This window comes from Hymenobacter mellowenesis (assembly GCF_030581005.1).
Taxonomy (GTDB): Bacteria; Bacteroidota; Bacteroidia; order Cytophagales; family Hymenobacteraceae; genus Hymenobacter; species Hymenobacter mellowenesis.
Genome location: NZ_JAUQSX010000010.1, coordinates 163,243 through 183,181, shown reverse-complemented (window position 1 = coordinate 183,181; position 19,939 = coordinate 163,243). Strand labels below are relative to the sequence as shown.

The following is a 19,939-nucleotide window of genomic DNA, read 5'->3' as shown; positions in this document are numbered from 1 at the left end:
TTTAACTTAGTTGTGGCACTTGAAATAGTCGAATGGCTCCAGACAGTCGTCACACTGGTAGTGCGCCTTGCAAGCCGTGGAGCCAAACTGGCTTACTAAGTGCGTGTGCGTCGACTTACAGACGGGACAGCGCACGGCGGTATCCTTGCCGAACAAGTTGAGCATGTGCCCCGTAGCCGTGCCATCAACCGGCGGGGCAATGCCGTAGGCCTCTAGCTTGTCGCGGCCGGCCTGCGACATCCAATCGGTCGTCCAGGCCGGGCTGAGTTGGTTGTGAATGACCACATTTTGGTAGCCCTCCGCCAGCAGCCGCAGCCGGATTTCGGTGGCAATGACGTTCATGGCCGGGCATCCCGAATAAGTGGGCGTGATGGTCACGGCAATTTGCTCGCCCGTCACTTTCACGCCGCGCACGATGCCCAAATCCAGAATGCTGAGTACCGGCACTTCCGGGTCGCTCACTTCCTCCAGCAACTGCCAGACGCGGGCTTCGGTGGGAGCAGCGGCCGTTACCACGTCAGGCCGGGATAGGTGCGCTGCATGTACTGCAACTCCGACAACAGGTAGCCCAGATGCTCGGTGTGGCGGCCGGTTTTGCCGCCCAGCTGGGCGAAGGCGGGCGCGGGCAGCGGCACCGTGGCCTCGGCAAAAACGTGCGCAGTATGCGCCTGCATCTCGGCCAGCAATGCGGCGTAGTCCGGTAGCACGCCGATTTCCTGCAAGGCGGTTTCGGTGGCGGTGGGCGTCGTCAGCTCGCCCCCGAAGCGCCAGAGCGTGGCAATGGCTTTGTCGAGACGCTTGCGGCTCTCGTCTGTGCCATCGCCGAGACGAATGACCCATTCCGAGCTCCATTTCAGATGGTACGCGGCTTCTTTCACCGACTTCTCGGCAATGGCGGCCAACTGCGTATCGGGGCCATCCTTCAGCTTACGCAGCAGGTGGTAGTGGAAATTATCGAACAGAAACTGGCGCAGAATGGTATGCGCAAAGTCGCCGTTGGGCTGCTCCACCAGCAGCGGGTTGCGGTACTCCACGGCGCTGCGCAGGTAAGCAAGGTCGTCCTCGGTGCGGCCCTGGCCTTCGAGCTCGGCGGCGTATTGGTAGTAGCTGCGTGCTTCGCCCAGCAGGTCAAGCGCGATGTTGGCCAGGGCCAAATCCTGCTCCAGCACGGGGCCGTGACCGCACCACTCCGAGAGGCGGTGCGCCAGAATCAGGCTGGTATCGGCCAGTTGTAGCACGAAAGGAAATAGCTGGTTAGAAGCCGCAGCGGGAACCGAAGTAGCCGGCGTTTCGGGCAAGGGAGCAGACATAAACAGCGGGCTTACATGTGTTTGATGGAATCCGGCACTTCGTAGAACGTGGGGTGCCGATAGACTTTATCGGCGGCCGGGTCGAAGAAGGCTTCCGAGTCGTCGGGGTTCGAGGCGTGAATGTGCTTTGACTCCACCACCCAGATACTCACGCCCTCAAGGCGACGCGTGTACACGTCGCGGGCATTTTGCACGGCCATGGTGGCGTCGGCGGCGTGCAGGCTGCCCACGTGCTTGTGGTCAAGCCCCTGCTTGCTGCGGATAAAAACCTCCCAGAGAGGCCATTCAGACTGATTCATTTCGCTTTTTGTTGATTGCTAAAAAAGAACGTCATGCTGAGCGGAGTCGAAGCATCTCTACTGCGCAACGCAATTCAGTCAACTGGATTTACTCCTGCGGTAGAGATGCTTCGGCTGCGCTCAGCATGACGTTCTTTTTTCTTTGTCACTCGCCAGAAATCTATGCCGCTACCGCCTCCCGCGCCGCGCGCTTGGCCGCGTGGGCATTGGCGGCCTCGCGCACCCAGGCACCGTCTTCGTGGGCTTGCACGCGGGCCTGCAGGCGCTCGTGGTTGCAGAGGCCGTTGCCCTTCACCACGGCCCAGAACTCGTCCCAGTTCACTTCGCCGAAGTCGTAAGCCTGGCGCTCTTCGTTCCATTTCACGGCCGGGTCGGGCACGGTCAGGCCCAAGAATTCGGCCTGGGGCACCATCATGTCCACGAATTTCTGCCGCAGTTCGTCGTTGGTGAAGCGCTTGATGCGCCAGTTCATGCTCTGGGCGGTGTTGGGCGAGTCGGCGTCTTTCGGGCCGAACATCATCAGCGTGGGCCACCACCAGCGGTTGAGGGCTTCCTGGGCCATTTCCTTCTGCACCGGCGCGCCTTCGCACAGCGTCTGCATCACCTCGAAGCCCTGGCGCTGGTGGAAGCTTTCTTCCTTGCATACGCGCACCATGGCCCGTGCATATGGGCCGTAGCTGGTGCGGCACAGCGGCACCTGATTCAGGATGGCAGCACCATCCACCAGCCAGCCCACGCAGCCCATGTCGGCCCAGCTGAGGGTGGGGTAGTTGAAAATGCTGCTGTACTTGGCCTTGCCCGAGTGCAGGTCGGCCAGCATCTGGTCGCGGGTGGTGCCCAGCGTTTCGGCGGCGCTGTAGAGGTAGAGGCCGTGGCCGGCTTCGTCCTGCACCTTGGCCAGCAAAATGGATTTGCGCTTGAGCGAAGGCGCCCGCGTAATCCAGTTGCCTTCGGGTAGCATGCCCACCAGTTCCGAATGCGCGTGCTGCGAAATCTGGCGAATCAGGGTTTTGCGGTAAGCGTCCGGCATCCAGTCCTTGGGCTCGATGCGCACGTCGGCGTCGATGCGGGCCTGAAACTGCTCTTCCGGGGTGAGGACTTTTTCGAGGGTTTCCATGGGACTGGGTGGGATGGTGGTGAGTGGAAGGGGAACAATAATTATCAGAACGTCATGTCGAGCGCAGCCGAGACATCTCGCGTGTGGTGGTAACTCAATCGTCAGGATTACTTCGGCACGCGAGATGTCTCGGCTGCGCTCGACATGACGTTCTTTTTCGGGTAGTCAACGTTCTTACTGGTCAAAATCAACCGTCACTTCCGGCGTTACCGGCCGGGCCTGACAAGTCAGAACATAACCTTTGGCTACTTCCGTTTCCGAAAGCGAGTAGTTTACGTCCATCTCCGTGCTGCCGGCCGTCACGCGGGCGCGGCAAGTGCTACACATACCGTTTTTGCAGGAATATGGCGCATCGACGCCAATAGCCAGCAGGGCATCGAGCACCGTGTCGCCGTAGTACGACATGGCCAGCGGGTAGGCGCGGCCATCGAGGCGCACCGTCACCTGACTTTTTTGGTCGTCTTCGCCCACGGCATGAGCGGCGGCTTTCACTGCCGTTGCGCCCTTAGTGGAGGCAAACAACTCAAAATGAATTTTTTCCGGCGCCACGCCGGCCTCTGCCAGCGCCTGCTTCACGCCGTGAATCATCTCCTCGGGGCCACAGATGTAGGCCTCATCAAGCTGCGCGGCGGGCACCATCTTCTGCAGAAACTCGGTGGCCTTGGCATAGTCCAGCCGGCCGAAAAACAGGTCGCTGTCGCCTTGCTCACGGCTCAGCACGTGGTATACGCTGAGGCGGTTCAGAAACTTATTCTTCAGGCCCTCAATAGCTTCCTTGAAGATGATGGAGTTGCGGCCCCGGTTGCCGTAGATGAGGTACACTTGGCTGTCGGGCTCGGTCAGCAGCACCGTTTTGGCGATGCTCAGGATGGGCGTGATGCCGCTGCCGGCCGCGAACAGGGCGTAGCGTTTGGCCTGCGTCGGGTGCAGCGCGGGCGAGAAACGGCCCTGCGGTGGCATCACGTCCAGCGTGTCGCCCACGTGCAGGCCATCCATGGCCAGCGTCGAGAAGCGGCCTTCGGGTACTTTTTTGATGGCCACGCGCCATTCGTCATCGAGCGGGCTGCTGCAAATGGAGTAGGAGCGCCGCAGCTCTTCGCCCTGATGCTCGCGGCGTAGCGTCAGGTACTGGCCGGGCGTGAAGCGGAACGTTTCGCGCAGCTCGGCCGGCACGTCAAATGCCACCGAAACACAGTCGGGCGTTTCGCGGCGGATATTCCTGATTTTCAGCTGGTGAAACCGGCTCATGGGTGGGAGGGGAATGAGCAGTAGAAGCGACTGGCCCGCGGGTAACTACTAGCCAGCACTGCAGGCTAAGAACGTCAGCCGGGCACCGACGCGTTTCCAAAAGTAGTCATTATAACCCAAAAAGCTAACGAGTGTTTGTTATTCCACTGGTGTCACTTCGGCCCCTGTAGGTTTTAAAGTCTGGCCGGCTGGCGGGGTTTGGGGCGGGGCAACCAGGCCCTTTCGCAGCAGCACAAACAGCGCGGCAATCGGCAGGGGGCTGATGATGAAATCGAGCAACTGCCGGCTAAGGCGATAGGCCCACTCCACGTCGCCGCCCAGCTTGCCCAGCATCACGAGCGCCACGTACACCGCCAGTGCGCCCGCGTAGAGGCGCCACACCAGCCGCCACTGCCCGGGCAGCAGCACGCGCAGCAGCAGCAGACTCACGGCCAAGTAAACTGCCGCGTAAGTGGCCACCGCCGGCAGCAGCCGCTTCACCACACTGCCGTTGATGCCCTGCTGAAAGGCGGCGGCTTGCCGCTGCAGCCCTAGCGCCGAAAGAACGCGTTGCCACACGCTGGTCAGAAATAGAACAATTGGCTCCTCGTAGAAGCCCAGCAGCAGCAGCGCCAGTAGCAACAGGGCCACCAACGCCCAAGGCTTGGGCGCGGGCCGGGAAGCCGGGAGGACGGGCAGCGTATCAGCTCCGCGCGGCATCGGCGGGGGGCGGGGTATTGTCGAGGGCCAGGCGGCGGGCCCACAGCATCCAGAGGCCAAAAATGCAGCCGTACACCACCACGTTGAAGGTGTAGTGGTGGTTAAAATCGACGGTTTGGTGCGAGTAGTGGTGGTTGATGGCCAGGCCCGCCACGCGCAGCACATTCAGACTCCAGATAAGGGCAATGCCAGCCGGGATAAACCACGCCTTGCGGCGCCACGGCCCCGGAAAGGCCAGTACGAAACCGCCAAACAATGCATACAGTACCAGGCCGTTGCAAGCCGGGAATACAATCACTGAGGGCTGCCCGCTCATGAGTAGAAGCTGCGCATCGGTGGGCGCGATGGCCGCATCAAACCCCAACACTTGCAGCAAAGCTGTGCTGGCGGCGGCAATCTGACTGCACAGCGCGGCGTCGAGCCGGCCATCTGGCCCCAACCACTGCTGGTAGGCAAAAAACCAGGTCAGGTACATCGCCCCGGCCACAAGCAGGAAGCGAAACAGCAGGCGGTTATCGGGCGGGGCGCCGGTGGCGGGAGCGGTGGGATGCATAAAGCGGATATAAGGACGACTGCAAAGCTGCAAAAAACGACGGCCCACCAATCAAGGAAGGCCGTCGGACTGACACATACGCCAAGCGGCGACGGTTATGATTTTTTGCGGCGGTTGCGCAGGTGCTTGATGCCGTAGGCCACGCCGCCGGCCAGCAGGAGCGAAACACCGCCGTCGAGCGGGGTGGCGGTGGGGTCTACCGTTGGAGGCGTGCCCGGGCCAGGGCCGCCGCTACTGGGCTGGGCCAGCAGGGTTCCACCAAAGGCTATGATGAGCGTGAGTGCTGGCAGTAAGCGGTTTAGGAGAAATGATTTCATGCGAAAAGGCTGAAGTGGTGAAGAAAGGCGGTGAATATCGGCAGGAGTAAATGTAAAGCAATATTTTGGAATGCAAACCCTTTCCCACAGGTACAGGATGAGTTTGTATTGCAATTTTATCATGGAGTCATTCAATAATAACGCAGCCGTAGCACTAAGGCGGCAAGCACGGTTTTGAAGACTTTTAAAATACTTCATTTAATAACCTCACAGTTGCCGCCCATATACGTCGGAAGCCAGCCGGAGGGTGTCGCTGTCAGCTGGCGTCGCTGGTTCCCGGGCAGTAGTGGCGGGCACGGTGCTGGTGGCCCATGCCGTCGGGAGCGTGGCTGCTGCTGGCTCCGCCGCCAACCCGGCCGCACCTGCCAGTCCTGTAGCGGCAGCCGAACGCAGTGCCTACCTTGCGCCTTTCAATTTGGCTTGCTATTCCGCTATGCTTCCTGCTTCCGATGCGCCTCTTCCGGCGGCTTCCCCCACCGATTACCATCCCCTCATCCGCCAGGTCTTTGCCGAGATGGGCAAGGTGGTGGTGGGCCAGCAGTCGCTGCTCACCCGCCTGCTCATCGGCCTGTTCACGGGCGGGCACATCCTGCTCGAAGGGGTGCCCGGCCTGGCCAAAACACTCACCATATCCACACTGGCTAAGGTGCTGCATCTGCATTTTCAGCGCGTGCAGTTCACCCCCGATTTGCTGCCCTCCGACCTGGTGGGCACCATGATTTACAACCAGAACCAGTCCATCTTCGAGGTAAAGAAAGGGCCGATTTTCGCCAACCTCGTGCTGGCCGACGAAATCAACCGCTCGCCAGCCAAGGTGCAGAGTGCCCTGCTCGAAGCCATGCAGGAAAAGCAGGTCACCATCGGCGATACTACCTACCCGCTCGACCTGCCCTTTCTGGTGCTGGCCACCCAAAACCCCGTGGAGCAGGAAGGCACCTATCCGCTGCCCGAGGCCCAGGTCGACCGCTTCATGCTGAAAGTGCACGTCGACTACCTCAAAAAAGCCGACGAGCTGGAGGTAATGCGCCGCATGGCCAACCTCAGCTTTGTGGAAGACGTGCAGCCCATTCTCACCAAAGCCGACATCTTTGGCATCCGCCAGCAAATCAACCAGGTGCAGATTTCCGATACGCTGGAGAAGTACCTCATCGAACTAGTATTCGCCACCCGCCGCCCGGCCGACTACGACCTGCCCGAATTTGCCCAGGCCGTGCAGTTTGGGGCCAGCCCGCGGGCCAGCATTGCCCTGCACCGCGCCGCCAAAGCCGTGGCCTACCTCGAAGGCCGCGACTACGTGCTGCCCGAAGACATCAAGGAAGTGGCCGCCGACGTGCTCAACCACCGCATCCTGCTCACCTATGAGGCCGAGGCCGACGGCATCCGCACCCAGGATTTGATTGAGGCCATCCTGCGCAAGGTGCCCATCAGCTAGACGGGGCTTTCCGAAGGCTATAAAAAAAGGGCTGACCATGCGGTCAGCCCTTTTTTGGTGCAAAGCGGGAGGCGGTTATTCCACCACCACGCGCTTCACTACGAGGTCGTTGCCGGTTTTCAGCGTCAGCGAGTACACGCCAGCGGCGAGGCGGCTCACGTCGAAATCGGCGGTGCCGCCGGCGGCGGGCAGGTTCAGCTGGCGCACGAGCACCGTCTGGCCCAGCGCGTTGCTTAGCGTGGCGGTGGCGGCGTGCAGGCTGCCGGCCGGCACCAGCAGCTGGAAGCTGCTGTGGGCGGGGTTAGGCGCCAAGCCCACCGTGGCGGCCAGGGCTTCGTTGCGGGTGGCCGAAATTACAGTCAGGCGCAGGTTGTCGATGCCAATGTCGTCGTTGCCGAAATCGGAAGTGGCCTGGAAGCGAATAACGCTGGTAGCCGACGTGCTGGGGATGGTGACCGTGCGTGAGCTAAAAGATGCGCTAACGCCAGCCGTGACCAAGGCCGTGGTGCTAAACGTGGCCCCGCCGTCGGTGCTCAGGAATACCTGCAGCTGGTCGGTTCCGGTCGGGTTAATGTAATCAAAGGTCAGCGTTTTAGTGCCTGTGCCGCTCAGGTTAGCGTACAGGTCGAGCTTGCCGAGAAGGCCGCCGTCGGCAGGTGCATCGGTACCGTAGGTGTGGAAACGGGCCGAGTGCGAACCGGCGCTGGCAACTGGGGTGTAAGCACCGGTCGCAGCTCCCGTCAGGAAGCTCCAGTTGGCCGAAGCGCCGTCGTCCTCACGACGCCAGGAGGCATCGGTAGTCGCAGGCATGTTGCGCCAGTTAACCGTGGGAAGGTCGCGGGTGCTCAGGCCGTTAACCCAAGGCCCTTCGAAGCTTTCGGTGTAAGGCAACGTAACGTAAGTAGCTGCCGGAGGCGTGCCGGTGGTGGTGAGCAGGCCGCCCAGCGTGGCGCCGGCGCCGGCGCTGCATACACCCTGGATGGTGACCTGGTAGGTGGTGCCAGGCAGCAGGTTGGGAATGGTAACGGGCGAAGCAGTAGGTGCTGGGGTGAGGGTTTGAACGGCACCACCAGCAGTATAAGTCACGTTGTAGCTCGTGTTGCCGGAGCCCGGGGTAAACGTCAGTACGATTGAGTTGTTCGTGGTGCTGACGTTGGATACTGTGATGTCGCCACAGGATGCGCCAGGCACAAAGCGGTAGGTACGGCCCGCATCCGGCAGGAAGGTCTGACGGATGTTGTGGCCGTTGCCCAAGGTGGGGTCAAGGTATGGGCCCGCGGCGAACGTAGTGGTTGACCACGCCGCTGACGAAAGTTTCGAGGCCACCACCGAAGAAGCCGGGGCCGAGCCTTTGATGCCTACAGCGGCATACTTGGCGTTAGCTGTGCCCGTTCCGACCACGGCTGCCCCGTACACGAACTCAATGTTGTTGGTGGTTTCGTAAAGCTTAACCTGAAACGAAACGTTGGCCAGCTGAGACGTGATGACGGTCGGAACACTAGCGGCTGCTGCCTGAGGCTTATCGGATACGTTTTTCCACTGAATAGTGCACACCCGGTTCGGGGCCGTGCCGGTGGTTACCACCCGGTACTCCGTGCCGCCGGCCGTGCCGGGGCCTAGGTCAAGGTTAAGCGGGGCAATCAGGTTGACATCTGCGGTGTTGGTGCCCGAAATAGGACCCGTTTCGGGGGCCTGAGCGTATGTTGGGAAGGCCGCTGCCGACGATGGCGCCGCGCTGCCCAATCTAATAAGCCCGTTGGTGTTCAGCACAAACTGGGTAAAGGTGGCACCGTTAAAGCTGAAGCTAAAGCCAATGGCCTGCGCCGTCGAGTTCGCGTCGTCGGTGTTGGCGGTGGTGATGGCAGTGCCTGTGGTGCCTAGGTCGGTGTAAGTGCCCGCCACGTTGGTAGCATTGCTGGGGGCGTAGTTGAATTGGGCGTGCGCCGCGAAAGGAAGCAGTGCCACCGGCAATAACCGGCTGGCTCGTTTCAGCCGAGTTTGTAGGGATGAGGACATGAAAAAGGGGAAAAGGTGGTGAATATGAAAAGGGGAATAAATGAGAAACAAAACGGCAACGGCCAATCAACTAAATACGGCCGTAGTCTAAACCGGTGCCCAAATTACGACAGCCGCCGCCAAACCGCTCAGGTAATTTCGTGGACAAAGACACGCAATGCGGAATCTGGCGTTGCATGCTTACGTGAATTGCCGTAAAGAAGCTGCATTCTCGGCGGGGTTGCAGTCGGTCACGGGCACAAAGGTGCGAGCCGGCTCGCCGGGGCGCTGGGTTAGGCCGTAGGTGTAGGTCTTGTCGTAATAATCGAGCACCAGCTCCACCATGCGCGCAAAGTCGCCGGCTTCCACGGCGGCCAGCGCCTGCTGGGTGGCCAGGCCGCCCAGGCGCTTGCGTAGCCGCTCAATGGCTTCGGCCAGCAGGGCGGGGCTTTCGGCGCCGTACTCGGCGGCCAGCTTGGCCACGCGGGTGGCGCGGGGCACTTCCAGCACGTAACGCGGCGAGGTCCGCATCTGCTCAAACAAAGCCGGCGGAATGGTGAGCCGTCCAATCTGGCGGCTTTCGTCCTCTACCCACACCGGTGCATCGGTGGGCAGCTGCAGCAGGGCGGCGGCTAAGTTGTTTTCAAACTGTTCCTGCGTGGGCTGGGCCGGCTGGCCAATGCTGCCGAAGGCCGAGCCCTTGTGGTGGGCCAGCCCTTCGAGGTCGAGCACGGGCTGCTGGTGGGGCGCGGCGGCCAGGGCATGCAGCACGTCGGTTTTGCCGCTGCCCGTCAGGCCACCCAGCACGCGCCACTGCCGCGGTGCATCGAAGGAGGCCAGCACCGCCCGGCGGTAGTCCTTGTAGCCTTTATCGAGCAGATGGACCTTGAAGCCGGCCAGCTCCAGCAGCCACAGCACCGCGCCGCTGCGCATGCCGCCGCGCCAGCAGTGCAGCCGCACTTCCTTGCCCGGAGCCAGCTTCTTGGCCTGCTTCACCATCTGTGACATCTTCGGCCCGAAGAATTCCAGGCCCAGGTGCACGGCCCGCTCCTGGCTCACCTGCTTATAGGTGGTGCCGATGCGGGCCCGCTCCTCGTCGGTGAACAGCGGCAGGTTGAGGGCGCCCGGCACGTGGCCCTGCGCAAACTCAATGGGCGCCCGCACGTCGAGAATGGGGTAGGGCAGGTCTTCGAACTCGGCGAGGGGGTGGCGGGGCATGTGTTTGAGGAAAGAGAACAAGAAGGAAACAGCCCGTCATGTCGAGCGCAGCCGAGACATCTCGCGTGCTGACACTACTCTTTTTTCTTGCGATTGGATTACTTCGACACGCGAGATGTCTCGGCTGCGCTCGACATGACGGACTGCTTATCAGTTATGCAATAGAGACTACCGCAGCTGCCGTCGATACAGCTGCACCGTATTCTCCAGCCCCAGGTACAAGGCATCGCATACCAGCGCGTGGCCGATGCTCACCTCGGCCAGCTCGGGCAGCTGCTGGTGCAGGAAGGCCAGGTTGTCGAGGTCGAGGTCGTGGCCGGCGTTCACGCCCAGGCCCAGCTGGCCGGCGCGGGCGGCGGTGGCGCGGTAGGGGGCCACGGCGGCTTCGCGGTCGGCGAGGTACTGCACGGCGTAGGCTTCGGTGTAAAGCTCGATGCGGTCGGTGCCGGTGCTGGCGGCGGCTTCCACCAAGCGCACGTCGGGGTCAAGGAAGATGCTCACCCGGCAGCCAAAGGATTTCAATTCAGCCACTACGTCGCGCAGGAATTGCTGGTGCGTCACCACGTCCCAGCCCGAGTTGGAGGTGATGGCGTCGGGCGCGTCGGGCACCAGCGTCACCTGCTCGGGGCGCACCTCGCGGCACAGGGCCACGAAGTCGGGCGTGGGGTTGCCCTCCACGTTCAGCTCCGTCGTCACAATGGGCTTGAGGTCGCGCACGTCCTGGTAGCGGATGTGGCGCTCGTCGGGGCGCGGATGCACGGTGATGCCCTCGGCCCCAAACCGCTCAATGTCGCGGGCGGCCTGCAGGATGTCGGGGCGGTTGTGGCCCCGGGCGTTGCGCAGGGTGGCCAGTTTGTTGATGTTGACGCTGAGCTTGGTCACGGGGTGATGGGTTGGTGGGGTAGTGGATTGGGTTAGCGAGGGCAAAAGAACGTCATGCAGAGCGCCGCGAGGCATCTTGCCCGCAACAACTAACGCACCCGTTTAGATTACTTGCTGCGGGCAAGATGCTTCGCTACGCTCTGCATGACGTTCTTTGTTGTTCTATCTATTCAACCCTCCGCCATCAACCCACCAATCCGCCTCATGTTAAAAGACACCATCGACGCCGCCATCAAGCAAGCCATGCTGGCTAAGGACAAGTTGCGCCTCACCGCCCTGCGCAGCATCAAATCGCAAATCATGCTGGCCGAAACCGCTGAGGGCGCCCACGGCGCCGCCCTCACCCCCGAGGCCGAGCTCAAGCTCCTTAACAAAGCCGCCAAGCAGCGCCGCGACGCCGCCGCCATCTACAAGGAGCAATTCCGCTCCGAGCTCGAAGAAAACGAACTGGCCGAGCTGGCCATCATCGAAGAATTTCTGCCCGCCCAGCTCACCGAAGCCGACCTCGTGGAGCGCCTCGTGCACATCATCCAGCGCGTGGGCGCCACCGGCCCCTCCGACCTGGGCAAGGTGATGGGCGTGGCCGCCCGCGAGCTCTCGGGCCAGGCCGACGGCAAGCGCATTTCCGACGTGCTGGGCCATTTGCTGAACAACACGAACCTATAATCAGTGGGTGAATGAGTGAATGGGCGAATGAGTGAATGGATTCATTCGCCCATTCGCCCATTCACCCATTCGCCCATTCGCCCATTCACCCATTCGCCCATTCACCCATTCGCCCATTCGCCCATTCACCCATTGAAGAAGTGACTGCCCTCGACATCCTGCTTCTCCTGCCACTGGGCATCGGGGCTGTGAAGGGCTACCGGCGCGGGCTGGTGCTGGAAGCCGTGTCGCTGCTGGCCTTCGTGCTGGCCGTAATAGGGGGGCTGAGCCTGCTCTCGGCGGCCGTGCCGCTGGTGCGGCAGTACGTGGGCGACGCCTTCGGCATGCTGCCACTGGTGTCGTTTGCGCTGGTGTTTGTGGGCATTATGTGGGGCGTGCACCTGCTGGGCGGCCTGCTCAAAACGGCCGTCCACCTCACGCCCCTCGGTGTGCTCGACAACCTGCTGGGCGGCGCGGCCGGCGTCCTCAAATGGATTCTCGGCCTGAGCCTGCTGTTGCACGGCACCGGCCTGGCAGGTTTGCATCTGCTTTCGCCCAGTCTTGTGGCTGGCTCGCAGGTGCTGCCCATCGTGCGACAAGCTACGCCAATGGCCCTGCAAATCACCGGCTACGTGCTGCCCATCGCCCAGGATTTGCTGGTGCGAATGCGGGCGGCGTTTGTGAAGGGGTGAAGATTGAAGAAAATGAAACGTCATGCAGAGCGCAGCGAAGCATCTTGCCCGCAACAACTAACGCACCCGATTAGATTACTTGCTGCGGGCAAGATGCTTCGCTGCGCTCTGCATGACGTTCTCTATTCTCCGTTTTCCCTCCAAAAGTGCGCCTGCTGCTCCTCGATAATTTCGATTCCTTCACCTTCACGCTGGCCGACTACCTGCGCCAATTGCAGGCCGAAGTCATCGTGCGCCGCAACGACGTGCCGCTGTCGGAACTCCAACAACTCAGTTTCGATGGCATCGTCCTCTCGCCCGGCCCCGGCACGCCCGCCCAGGCCGGCGTGATGCCCGCCGTCATTCAGCATTATCATGAGCAGGTGCCGATGCTGGGCGTATGCTTGGGCCACCAGGCTTTGGGGGAATTTTTCGGTGGCACCGTGACCCGTGCGGCGCGCCCGGTCCACGGTAAAGTGTCGGAAATGCAGTGCGCGCCGAACGAACCGCTTTTCGCGGGGCTGCCTGCCACTCAGCAAGTCACGCGCTACCATTCGCTGCTGGTCTGCGAACCCCTGCCGCCGGTCCTCGTGCCGCTGGCCCGCACCACCGGCCCGGTGCCCGAGCTCATGGCCCTGCGCCACCGCACGCTGCCGCTCTACGGCGTCCAGTTTCACCCCGAAGCCCTGTTGACGCCGCACGGGCTGGCAATTTTGGCCAATTGGCTCCGTTGTTGTATCATTGCCAAAACCGCCGGTAATTGACGAGAAACGAGATGGAATTGCGCCGCCAGCACCAACATGGGTACGAGTATGTGGACGAAGGCCAGGGCCCTGTGCTGCTCCTGCTACACGGCCTCTTTGGCGCGCTCAGCAACTGGCAGGACGTGGTGCAGGAGTTCTCCACCGACCACCGCGTCATCATCCCCCTGCTGCCCGTCTACGACATGCCCCTCACGCAGGCCGGCGTACCGGGCCTGGTGGCCTACGTCGAAGGCTTCGTCAAAGCGTTGGCGCTGCCGCCGTCCTTCGCCGTACTCGGCAACTCCCTGGGCGGCCACATCGCCTTGGTCTATGCTCTCAGCAACGCCAGCCGCGTCAATAGCCTGGTGCTCACCGGCAGCAGCGGGTTGTTTGAGGATAGCATGGGCGGCTCCTTCCCCAAGCGCGGCAACTACGCCTACGTGCAGGAGCGGGTGGGCTACACGTTCTACGACCCCAGCATTGCCACCCGGGAGCTGGTCGATGAGGTGTTCAACGTCACGAATTCCAACGCCAAGTGCCTGCGCATCATCGCCATTGCGCGGTCGGCCCAGCGCCACAACCTGAGCAAGGAGCTTACGAAAATCGGGGTGCCCACGCTACTGGTTTGGGGGCTGAACGATACCATCACGCCGCCGCCCGTGGCCCACGAGTTTGCCCGCCTGCTGCCCCACGCCGAGCTACGCTTCCTCGACCACTGCGGCCATGCCCCCATGATGGAGCGCCCCGCCGGCTTTAATGCCTACCTGCGCCGGTTTTTGCGTACTACCGAAACCGCGCCGGCCGTGGCTGCCTAAAAGGCAGTTATCTTTTTGGCCGGCCCGATTGTTGTTCACCAGACCATCACGCCGCGGGCTGCTGTTTTATTCTATCCTTTCCACCCAATTCCGCCATTATTGCCGTTTACCTCCTTATCAGCTAAGACTATGCCCGCTCTGCTCGCCGAGGACTTACTCAACGAAATGATTCCGCCCCTGAAAGGCACCGATTCGGCGGGCAAAGCAGCGCGCTGGCTCGATGAGTTTCACGTGGCCCAGCTGCCGGTGCTCGACAACCGCCACTACCGTGGCCTCGTCACCGAGTCCGACCTGGCCGATTTCGACGACCCCGAAACGCTGCTTTCCGAGCTGCCCCTGGGCTACGCCGATGCCTACGTGCGCCCCGACCAGCACTTCTACCGCGTGATGGAGCTGGCCATTGAAAATAAAATTCAGCTCGTACCGGTAGTCGATGAGCACCAGGAGTACGCCGGCGTGGTGACCATTGCCGACGCGCTGGCCGCCTTTGGCCAGCAACCGGCCGGCGGCGGGCAAGGCGGCATCATCGTCCTCACCATGGAGGAGCGGGACTACTCGCTCACCCAAATCAGCCGCTACGTAGAAGAAAACAACGCCAAAATCCTCAGCGCCCTAGTCGCGCAGGACGAAGTCGACCCCTACCGCATCCGCCTCACCCTCAAGCTTAATACCGACAACCTGGCCCGCATCACGGCCACGCTGGAGCGGTTTGGCTACGTTGTCACCGCCCAGTTCAGCGGCACCGCCGCCCCGAACGAGGATGAGCAGGACCGCTACGACGCCCTGCTGCGGTACCTGAGCGTCTAATCACGGGTGTTCGGCGTCTTCCTACTATTCCTGCGGATGCTGCTGGCCGGCCCGGCCCCCAGCCAGGCGCCCGCCGATACCCTGCCGCGCCTGCTTAAACCCGTCGTAGTGCCGTCCGATACGCTGGTGCGCGTGTTGCCCTGTGCTGCTTTGGCCCGTGCCCCGGTAGGCACCATCCTGTTTTTGGGCAATGCCATTACTAAAGAGCGCATCCTGCGGGTCGAGCTTGATTTTCACGAAGGCGATACCTTGGCCGTAGCCGACGTAGCCGCCCGCCTCGAAGCCAACCGCAGCCGTCTGTTTAACCTGCAGCTTTACCACGCGGTGGTGGTGCAGGCCAGCTGCACCGGCGGCAAGTGGCTCATCGTGTTCGGCTTGCAGGAACGGCTCTACACTTTCCCGGTCCCCATTCTTTCGCTGGCTGACCGCAACCTGCGCTCCTGGCTCGACCGCTCCGACCGTTGGCGCCGTCTCGATTACGGCGTGCATTTGGTGCGCACCAACTTCCGCGGCCGCAACGAGCAGGTCAGTGCCAATCTGCAGCTCGGTTTCAATCGCAAGTACGAGCTGTTCTACGAAGCCCCTGGCTTGGGCCGTTACCGCCGTCTGGGCTTCGGCGTGGGCGCCTCCTACTACCAAAGCCGCACCCTTGACTACATCACCCAGGCCGACCGCCTCGTACCGTTTCGCGCCGAAGCAGGCTTTCCCATTCAGCGCTTCTACGCTACGGGCGGGCTGCGCCTGCGGCACACCGTTCAGTTCCTCACGGCGTTCGACGTGTCTTACCACCGCGAGCGCCTCGCCGACACCATTGCCTACTATAATGCCGATTATTACCTCGGCCGCACCCAGCGCGAGTACCTGGACTTCACTCTCACCAGCACCCGCAACCAGCGCCGCACCTTTGCCTATCCGCTCACCGGCCAATATGCGCAGGTGTCGCTCTCACACCGCGTTTTTCTGGGAGGCGTCGCGCCCAGCATCACCACGCTGCATCTCAGCTACTCGCGCTACCTAGCGCTGGGCCACAACTTTTATTACAGCATCGGCCTCAGCGGCCAAACGCGCCTCGCCCGCCGCCTCGCCTACGCCGACACCCGCGCCCTGGGCTACGCCGACCTCGTGCGGGGCTACGATGAGTACGTTATCGACGGCCGCCACTATGGCCTGGTGCAGCAAGGTGTATCCTACGCCCTCCTGCGGCCCCGCGCCATTCGCTTGGGCAGCATCGATAATCCCAAAATCAACACCATCCCGCTCGCCCTCTACCTCAATATCTTTACCGATGCCGGCTACGTCATCGCCCCGGCACCTCCGCCCTCAAATCGCCTGCCCAACCACTTTCTTCGCTCCGTCGGCCTCGGCCTGCACCTCGTCACGTATTATGACCGGGTCTTCACCGTCGAATACACCCTGAATGGCCTAGGGCAAACCGGCTATTTTTTCCGAGCCGAATTCCCTATTTAGCCGCTGATGCCTGCTCGTCTGGTTATTTCTTTGTTATGAATCACCCAAGTGAACCGGTCGCGTCTATGCCCAAGTCTTTTCTTCCCTCCGCATGAAAATCGCCATTCTCGGCAAGCCTTTCGACGATGAAGCCGCACCGGCTATCCAAGCCCTACTGGACGACCTAGCCGCGCGCCGCGCCGAAGTCCGCATCGGCGAGGCCTTTCGCACCTTCCTCGACAACCGCCTGCGCCTGCCCCCCGGCACCACCGAGTTCCGCCGCGGCGACTCCCTGCGCGGCGTGCAGTTCGTGCTCAGCATCGGCGGCGATGGCACCCTGCTCGACACCGTCACCTACGTTGGCAGCCTCCAAATTCCCATTCTTGGCATCCACACCGGCCGGCTCGGCTTCCTCGCCACCATCACCCCCGACCGCATTGCCCAAGCCATTGATGCCCTCTACAAAGGCCACTTCAATATCGAAGAGCGCAGCCTGATTCGCGTCGACACCGACCCCGATGTCTTCGGCAGCCTCAATTTTGGCCTCAACGAGTTCAGCGTCCTCAAGCGCGACACCTCGTCTATGATTGTAGTACACACCTACATCGATGGCGAATACCTGAACTCTTACTGGGCCGACGGTCTGGTCGTTGCCACACCCACCGGCTCCACCGGCTACTCCCTCAGCTGCGGCGGCCCGGTAATGCTCCCCCAAACAAACAATTTTATTATTGCTCCCGTATGCCCCCACAATCTGAATGTGCGCCCCCTCGTGGTGTCGGACCAGAGCGTAATTTCCTTTGAGATTGAAGGCCGCAGCACCAGCTATATGCTGGCCCTCGATTCACGCTCCCTGCCCGTCGAAGCCTCCGTCCAGATTGCCGTTCGCCGCGAAACCTTCAACGCTCGTCTAGTAAAATTAAACCACGTTAACTTCCTTAGTACCTTGCGCAGTAAGCTCAATTGGGGCCTCGACCGTCGTAATCCGGCCGGAAGTTAACTGAAAATGAACAGGTTTTTTATTGAAAAAATCGCTGAAAGTTTTTTTAGTTCCCGATTAGGCCTACTTTTGTCACCGTCTGAAACTGCGCATTCACTGCACTGCCCTCAACACCCCGAAACTCGAATCATCATTTTCGTTGCCTTATGAAAAATATTTTCACTTATTCCTCGGCAATTGCGCTCGGGTTGGCCCTGGTGGCTGCGCCGGACGCGGATGCTCAGCAGTTCAGCAAGCGGAAGCAGTACAACTCGGTTGGCTTCAGCCTGAACGCAATGAACTACTTCGGCGATATTACGCCGAACACTAATTTTACCAGCCTCCGGGCCGGCGCCACCCGCGTAAGCGCAGGCGTTTCCATTACTCGTCGCTTTTATCCGCGCGTATCGGGCCGCTTTGGTCTTACTTACGGCCGTATTACGGGCGATGACGCTTTGGCTACCAAAGACGTGAGCGACCCGGATGCTCGTTTCCGTCGCAACCGAAATTTTTCTTTCCGCAACGATATCTTCGAGGCATCGGCCGTCGCTATTGTCGACCTGATTGAGAACCGCAACAACTACCTCAAACGCCCGGACTTTGTGCCGTATGTATTTGTAGGCGTTGCCGGTTTCTACAACTCTCCCCAAGGCCTGTACACCGATGGTACCTACGTGGACCTGCAGCCGCTGAAAACCGAAGGCCAGGAAACGGCATACAGCAAATACCAACTGTCCATCCCCTTCGGTGGCGGTATCCGGTACCGTATCAACCGCAACTTTGACGCCAGCCTGGAAATCGGTTGGCGCAAGACCTTCACCGATTACATCGATGACGTAGGCGGAAAGTACACGGCGCTTTCAAAAATCAGCGGTACGCCCCAGCAGGCGTACTTTGGCAACGGTATCACCTTGAGCCAGACCGGCGAATATGCAGGATTTACCGGCCAGCCTAACGGCGGCGTAGCACAGCGCGGCGACACCGGCAATAAGACCGACTGGTACATCGTTACCGGCGTTACCCTGAACTACATCTTGACGCCCCGCATCAAGAACCCCAAATTCCGCTAACCAGCGGCCGCTGGTTGAGACCCTTTCCTAGCCAGCAAATAGTTTAAATGACAAATTCAATTTTCAATACCGCACTCCTCGTTTGCCTCGTGCAAGCGGGGAGTGTTTGTTTTTGTGCATCAGTAAGTGCGCAAAATACCAGCGAGTTGGGCATTGGCCTTGGCGCCACCAATTACCGGGGAGAAATCTCACCGGAGTATCAGCTGCAAAACAGCCGGCCCGCCTTCACGGTGTTCTACCGCAAAGATGTGTCGGTGCCAATTACGTTGCGGGGGGGATTCACCGCCGGCCTACTACGGGCTGCCGATGACAATGTGAGCGGGATGAATGGGGGAGTGCCACCTTTGCTGGGGTACCGGCAGACCAATATGAAAGGCAGTGTTCTGGAGGCATCGGCCGTCGTGGAATACAATTTCCTGGACTATCATTACCGCACCGACAAGATTCACTTCACTCCTTATCTGTTTGCTGGGTTGGCCGCATTCTATGCCAATACCAGCACGGTGACCAACAACGCCCAACTCGGGAATGACTTCAATCGGGATGGGGCGATGCTGGGATTTTCTATCCCAGCGGGGGCAGGGTTGAAATATGCTTTGTCGGAGCACCTCAACTTGGGATTGGAACTAGGTGTGCGGAAGGCCTTCACTGACCAGCTTGACCATCTCGGCGACCAAGACCCGTTGCTGGTGAACCCGCACGACCAGGATTGGTACTACTACAGCGGCCTGAATCTGTCCTACACTTTTTATAAGATACCTTGCCCCAGCCAGTATAAAAAGAACAAGAAGCTGCTCAAATAGCTGGTGCTGCAATAGAACAATCTGAGAAATAAAGAGAATTTGCTATGCCGCGACGGGTGTGCCCAAGTGGGTGCCGCCGCTAAATGCAACCATTTCCGTAACTTGCGGCCTCTTTTAGCGAAACCGCAAAGATGACCGGCAAGGCCGAAATAGATACTCAAAATATTCCCGCTCATGTAGCCGTCATAATGGACGGCAACGGGCGCTGGGCAAAGCAACGGGGCGGCCTGCGTGTGTTTGGGCACCAGAGTGCCATCACGGCTGTGCGCGAAACCGTGGAGGAGGCTGCCGCACTGGGCGTGCGCTATCTGACGCTGTACGCCTTCTCGACCGAGAACTGGAACCGTCCAGCCCTCGAAGTGATGGCCCTGATGCAGCTGCTGGTGCACACCATTCGGCAGGAAACGGCGACTCTGCTGAAAAACAGCATTCGCCTGGAAGCCATTGGCGACATCAGCACACTGCCGAAAAATTGCCAGCGCGAACTGGCCGAGGCCATGGAACTGACCAAAGCAGGCACCCGCATGACTTTGGTGCTGGCGCTGAGCTACAGCGGACGCTGGGACCTGACCCAAGCCACGCGGCGCATGGCCGCCGATGTGGCCAGTGGCCAACTGCAGCCCGCCGAGGTAAGCGAAAAGACCGTGGCTAGCTACCTGGTGACGGCCAACATGCCGGACCCGGAACTGCTTATCCGAACCAGCGGCGAACAGCGCATTAGCAATTTTCTGCTGTGGCAACTGGCTTATACCGAGTTATATATTACGGACTTGCTGTGGCCGGATTTTCGGAAAGAGCATTTTCGGGAGGCCATTATGGCCTATCAGCGCCGGGAACGCCGCTTTGGCAAAACCAGTGAGCAAGTAGCTGTCTCTTAAATTTTTGTAATT

General features: G+C 60.7%; 22 protein-coding genes. 11 read left to right on the top strand and 11 right to left on the bottom strand.

The window, feature by feature from the left end; translation table 11 throughout:
• Positions 1-6: 6 nt before the first annotated feature.
• The 8 genes from paaD to Q5H92_RS18665 form a co-directional block, all read right to left on the bottom strand.
• Positions 7-516 (bottom strand): 1,2-phenylacetyl-CoA epoxidase subunit PaaD, encoded by a 510-nt coding sequence (gene paaD / locus Q5H92_RS18700; protein WP_305013079.1) that lies wholly within the window; start codon positions 514-516, stop codon positions 7-9.
• A complete protein-coding gene (paaC, locus tag Q5H92_RS18695) occupies positions 510-1,310 on the bottom strand; it encodes a 1,2-phenylacetyl-CoA epoxidase subunit PaaC (protein ID WP_305013078.1) in 801 nt (266 codons plus the stop codon). Before paaC ends, paaD begins: the two co-directional genes overlap by 7 nt.
• Positions 1,311-1,321: 11 nt before the next feature.
• Complete coding sequence (gene paaB / locus Q5H92_RS18690) at positions 1,322-1,609, bottom strand: 1,2-phenylacetyl-CoA epoxidase subunit PaaB (RefSeq protein WP_190928204.1); 288 nt, start codon at positions 1,607-1,609, stop codon at positions 1,322-1,324.
• 160 nt (positions 1,610-1,769) lie between these two features.
• On the bottom strand, positions 1,770-2,726 hold the full coding sequence (paaA, locus tag Q5H92_RS18685) for a 1,2-phenylacetyl-CoA epoxidase subunit PaaA (protein WP_305013077.1): 957 nt from the start codon (positions 2,724-2,726) through the stop codon (positions 1,770-1,772).
• Positions 2,727-2,900: 174 nt separating this feature from the next.
• Entirely contained in the window at positions 2,901-3,974 is a 1,074-nt protein-coding gene (gene paaE, locus Q5H92_RS18680) for a 1,2-phenylacetyl-CoA epoxidase subunit PaaE (protein WP_305013076.1), read from the bottom strand.
• Between the two features lie 138 nt (positions 3,975-4,112).
• Positions 4,113-4,673, bottom strand: coding sequence for an XrtX-associated membrane protein (locus Q5H92_RS18675; RefSeq protein ID WP_305013075.1), 561 nt, complete (start codon positions 4,671-4,673; stop codon positions 4,113-4,115).
• Complete coding sequence (gene xrtX, locus Q5H92_RS18670; protein ID WP_305013074.1) at positions 4,657-5,226, bottom strand: exosortase X; 570 nt, start codon at positions 5,224-5,226, stop codon at positions 4,657-4,659. The genes Q5H92_RS18675 and xrtX overlap by 17 nt, the downstream gene beginning before the upstream one ends.
• A 95-nt stretch (positions 5,227-5,321) precedes the next feature.
• Positions 5,322-5,543, bottom strand: a complete 222-nt coding sequence (locus Q5H92_RS18665; RefSeq protein ID WP_305013073.1) for a PID-CTERM protein-sorting domain-containing protein — start codon at positions 5,541-5,543, stop codon at positions 5,322-5,324.
• 433 nt (positions 5,544-5,976) lie between these two features.
• Here Q5H92_RS18665 and Q5H92_RS18660 point away from each other — a divergent pair, with 433 nt between their 5' ends.
• Positions 5,977-6,975, top strand: coding sequence for an AAA family ATPase (locus tag Q5H92_RS18660; RefSeq protein WP_305013072.1), 999 nt, complete (start codon positions 5,977-5,979; stop codon positions 6,973-6,975).
• A 75-nt stretch (positions 6,976-7,050) separates the two neighbouring features.
• On the opposite strand, the gene Q5H92_RS18655 is transcribed toward Q5H92_RS18660, so the two are convergent.
• From Q5H92_RS18655 to Q5H92_RS18645, 3 genes are all read right to left on the bottom strand, one after another.
• A complete protein-coding gene (locus tag Q5H92_RS18655) occupies positions 7,051-8,991 on the bottom strand; it encodes an NIDO-like domain-containing protein (protein WP_305013071.1) in 1,941 nt (646 codons plus the stop codon).
• A gap of 180 nt (positions 8,992-9,171) precedes the next feature.
• On the bottom strand, positions 9,172-10,188 hold the full coding sequence (mnmH, locus tag Q5H92_RS18650) for a tRNA 2-selenouridine(34) synthase MnmH (RefSeq protein WP_305013070.1): 1,017 nt from the start codon (positions 10,186-10,188) through the stop codon (positions 9,172-9,174).
• A 168-nt stretch (positions 10,189-10,356) separates the two neighbouring features.
• Positions 10,357-11,070: a pyridoxine 5'-phosphate synthase gene (locus tag Q5H92_RS18645; RefSeq protein ID WP_305013069.1), complete on the bottom strand. Its 714-nt coding sequence runs from the start codon at positions 11,068-11,070 to the stop codon at positions 10,357-10,359.
• Between the two features lie 204 nt (positions 11,071-11,274).
• Between Q5H92_RS18645 and Q5H92_RS18640 the strand changes: the two genes are divergently transcribed.
• From Q5H92_RS18640 to uppS, 10 genes are all read left to right on the top strand, one after another.
• Positions 11,275-11,736: a GatB/YqeY domain-containing protein gene (locus Q5H92_RS18640; protein ID WP_305013068.1), complete on the top strand. Its 462-nt coding sequence runs from the start codon at positions 11,275-11,277 to the stop codon at positions 11,734-11,736.
• Positions 11,737-11,876: 140 nt separating this feature from the next.
• On the top strand, positions 11,877-12,407 hold the full coding sequence (locus Q5H92_RS18635) for a CvpA family protein (protein WP_305013067.1): 531 nt from the start codon (positions 11,877-11,879) through the stop codon (positions 12,405-12,407).
• Positions 12,408-12,553: 146 nt separating this feature from the next.
• Positions 12,554-13,150 (top strand): anthranilate synthase component II, encoded by a 597-nt coding sequence (locus Q5H92_RS18630; RefSeq protein WP_305013066.1) that lies wholly within the window; start codon positions 12,554-12,556, stop codon positions 13,148-13,150.
• 11 nt (positions 13,151-13,161) lie between these two features.
• Positions 13,162-13,944, top strand: a complete 783-nt coding sequence (locus Q5H92_RS18625; RefSeq protein ID WP_305013065.1) for an alpha/beta fold hydrolase — start codon at positions 13,162-13,164, stop codon at positions 13,942-13,944.
• A gap of 129 nt (positions 13,945-14,073) precedes the next feature.
• Positions 14,074-14,751 carry a CBS domain-containing protein gene (locus Q5H92_RS18620; RefSeq protein WP_305013064.1) on the top strand — a complete coding sequence of 226 codons (678 nt, stop codon included), beginning with the start codon at positions 14,074-14,076 and terminating at the stop codon, positions 14,749-14,751.
• 6 nt (positions 14,752-14,757) lie between these two features.
• Positions 14,758-16,218, top strand: coding sequence for a BamA/TamA family outer membrane protein (locus Q5H92_RS18615; RefSeq protein ID WP_305013063.1), 1,461 nt, complete (start codon positions 14,758-14,760; stop codon positions 16,216-16,218).
• A gap of 91 nt (positions 16,219-16,309) precedes the next feature.
• Positions 16,310-17,197 (top strand): NAD kinase, encoded by an 888-nt coding sequence (locus Q5H92_RS18610; RefSeq protein WP_305013062.1) that lies wholly within the window; start codon positions 16,310-16,312, stop codon positions 17,195-17,197.
• Positions 17,198-17,343: 146 nt separating this feature from the next.
• A complete protein-coding gene (locus Q5H92_RS18605) occupies positions 17,344-18,246 on the top strand; it encodes a DUF6089 family protein (protein WP_305013061.1) in 903 nt (300 codons plus the stop codon).
• 47 nt (positions 18,247-18,293) lie between these two features.
• Positions 18,294-19,049, top strand: coding sequence for a type IX secretion system protein PorG (gene porG, locus Q5H92_RS18600; protein ID WP_305013060.1), 756 nt, complete (start codon positions 18,294-18,296; stop codon positions 19,047-19,049).
• Between the two features lie 131 nt (positions 19,050-19,180).
• Positions 19,181-19,927 carry an undecaprenyl pyrophosphate synthase gene (uppS, locus tag Q5H92_RS18595; protein ID WP_305013059.1) on the top strand — a complete coding sequence of 249 codons (747 nt, stop codon included), beginning with the start codon at positions 19,181-19,183 and terminating at the stop codon, positions 19,925-19,927.
• Positions 19,928-19,939: the final 12 nt, after the last annotated feature.

Bases quoted from the DNA above. Each gene is read 5' to 3' on its own strand.
- porG (WP_305013060.1), top strand. From the start codon at position 18,294: ATGACAAATTCAATTTTCAATACCGCACTCCTCGTTTGCCTCGTGCAA.
- paaB (WP_190928204.1), bottom strand. From the start codon at position 1,609: ATGAATCAGTCTGAATGGCCTCTCTGGGAGGTTTTTATCCGCAGCAAG.
- Q5H92_RS18605 (WP_305013061.1), top strand. From the start codon at position 17,344: ATGAAAAATATTTTCACTTATTCCTCGGCAATTGCGCTCGGGTTGGCC.
- Q5H92_RS18655 (WP_305013071.1), bottom strand. From the start codon at position 8,991: ATGTCCTCATCCCTACAAACTCGGCTGAAACGAGCCAGCCGGTTATTG.
- uppS (WP_305013059.1), top strand. From the start codon at position 19,181: ATGACCGGCAAGGCCGAAATAGATACTCAAAATATTCCCGCTCATGTA.
- Q5H92_RS18620 (WP_305013064.1), top strand. From the start codon at position 14,074: ATGCCCGCTCTGCTCGCCGAGGACTTACTCAACGAAATGATTCCGCCC.
- Q5H92_RS18665 (WP_305013073.1), bottom strand. From the start codon at position 5,543: ATGAAATCATTTCTCCTAAACCGCTTACTGCCAGCACTCACGCTCATC.
- Q5H92_RS18625 (WP_305013065.1), top strand. From the start codon at position 13,162: ATGGAATTGCGCCGCCAGCACCAACATGGGTACGAGTATGTGGACGAA.
- paaA (WP_305013077.1), bottom strand. From the start codon at position 2,726: ATGGAAACCCTCGAAAAAGTCCTCACCCCGGAAGAGCAGTTTCAGGCC.
- paaC (WP_305013078.1), bottom strand. From the start codon at position 1,310: ATGTCTGCTCCCTTGCCCGAAACGCCGGCTACTTCGGTTCCCGCTGCG.
- mnmH (WP_305013070.1), bottom strand. From the start codon at position 10,188: ATGCCCCGCCACCCCCTCGCCGAGTTCGAAGACCTGCCCTACCCCATT.
- xrtX (WP_305013074.1), bottom strand. From the start codon at position 5,226: ATGCATCCCACCGCTCCCGCCACCGGCGCCCCGCCCGATAACCGCCTG.
- Q5H92_RS18675 (WP_305013075.1), bottom strand. From the start codon at position 4,673: ATGCCGCGCGGAGCTGATACGCTGCCCGTCCTCCCGGCTTCCCGGCCC.
- paaE (WP_305013076.1), bottom strand. From the start codon at position 3,974: ATGAGCCGGTTTCACCAGCTGAAAATCAGGAATATCCGCCGCGAAACG.
- Q5H92_RS18640 (WP_305013068.1), top strand. From the start codon at position 11,275: ATGTTAAAAGACACCATCGACGCCGCCATCAAGCAAGCCATGCTGGCT.
- Q5H92_RS18660 (WP_305013072.1), top strand. From the start codon at position 5,977: ATGCTTCCTGCTTCCGATGCGCCTCTTCCGGCGGCTTCCCCCACCGAT.
- Q5H92_RS18610 (WP_305013062.1), top strand. From the start codon at position 16,310: ATGAAAATCGCCATTCTCGGCAAGCCTTTCGACGATGAAGCCGCACCG.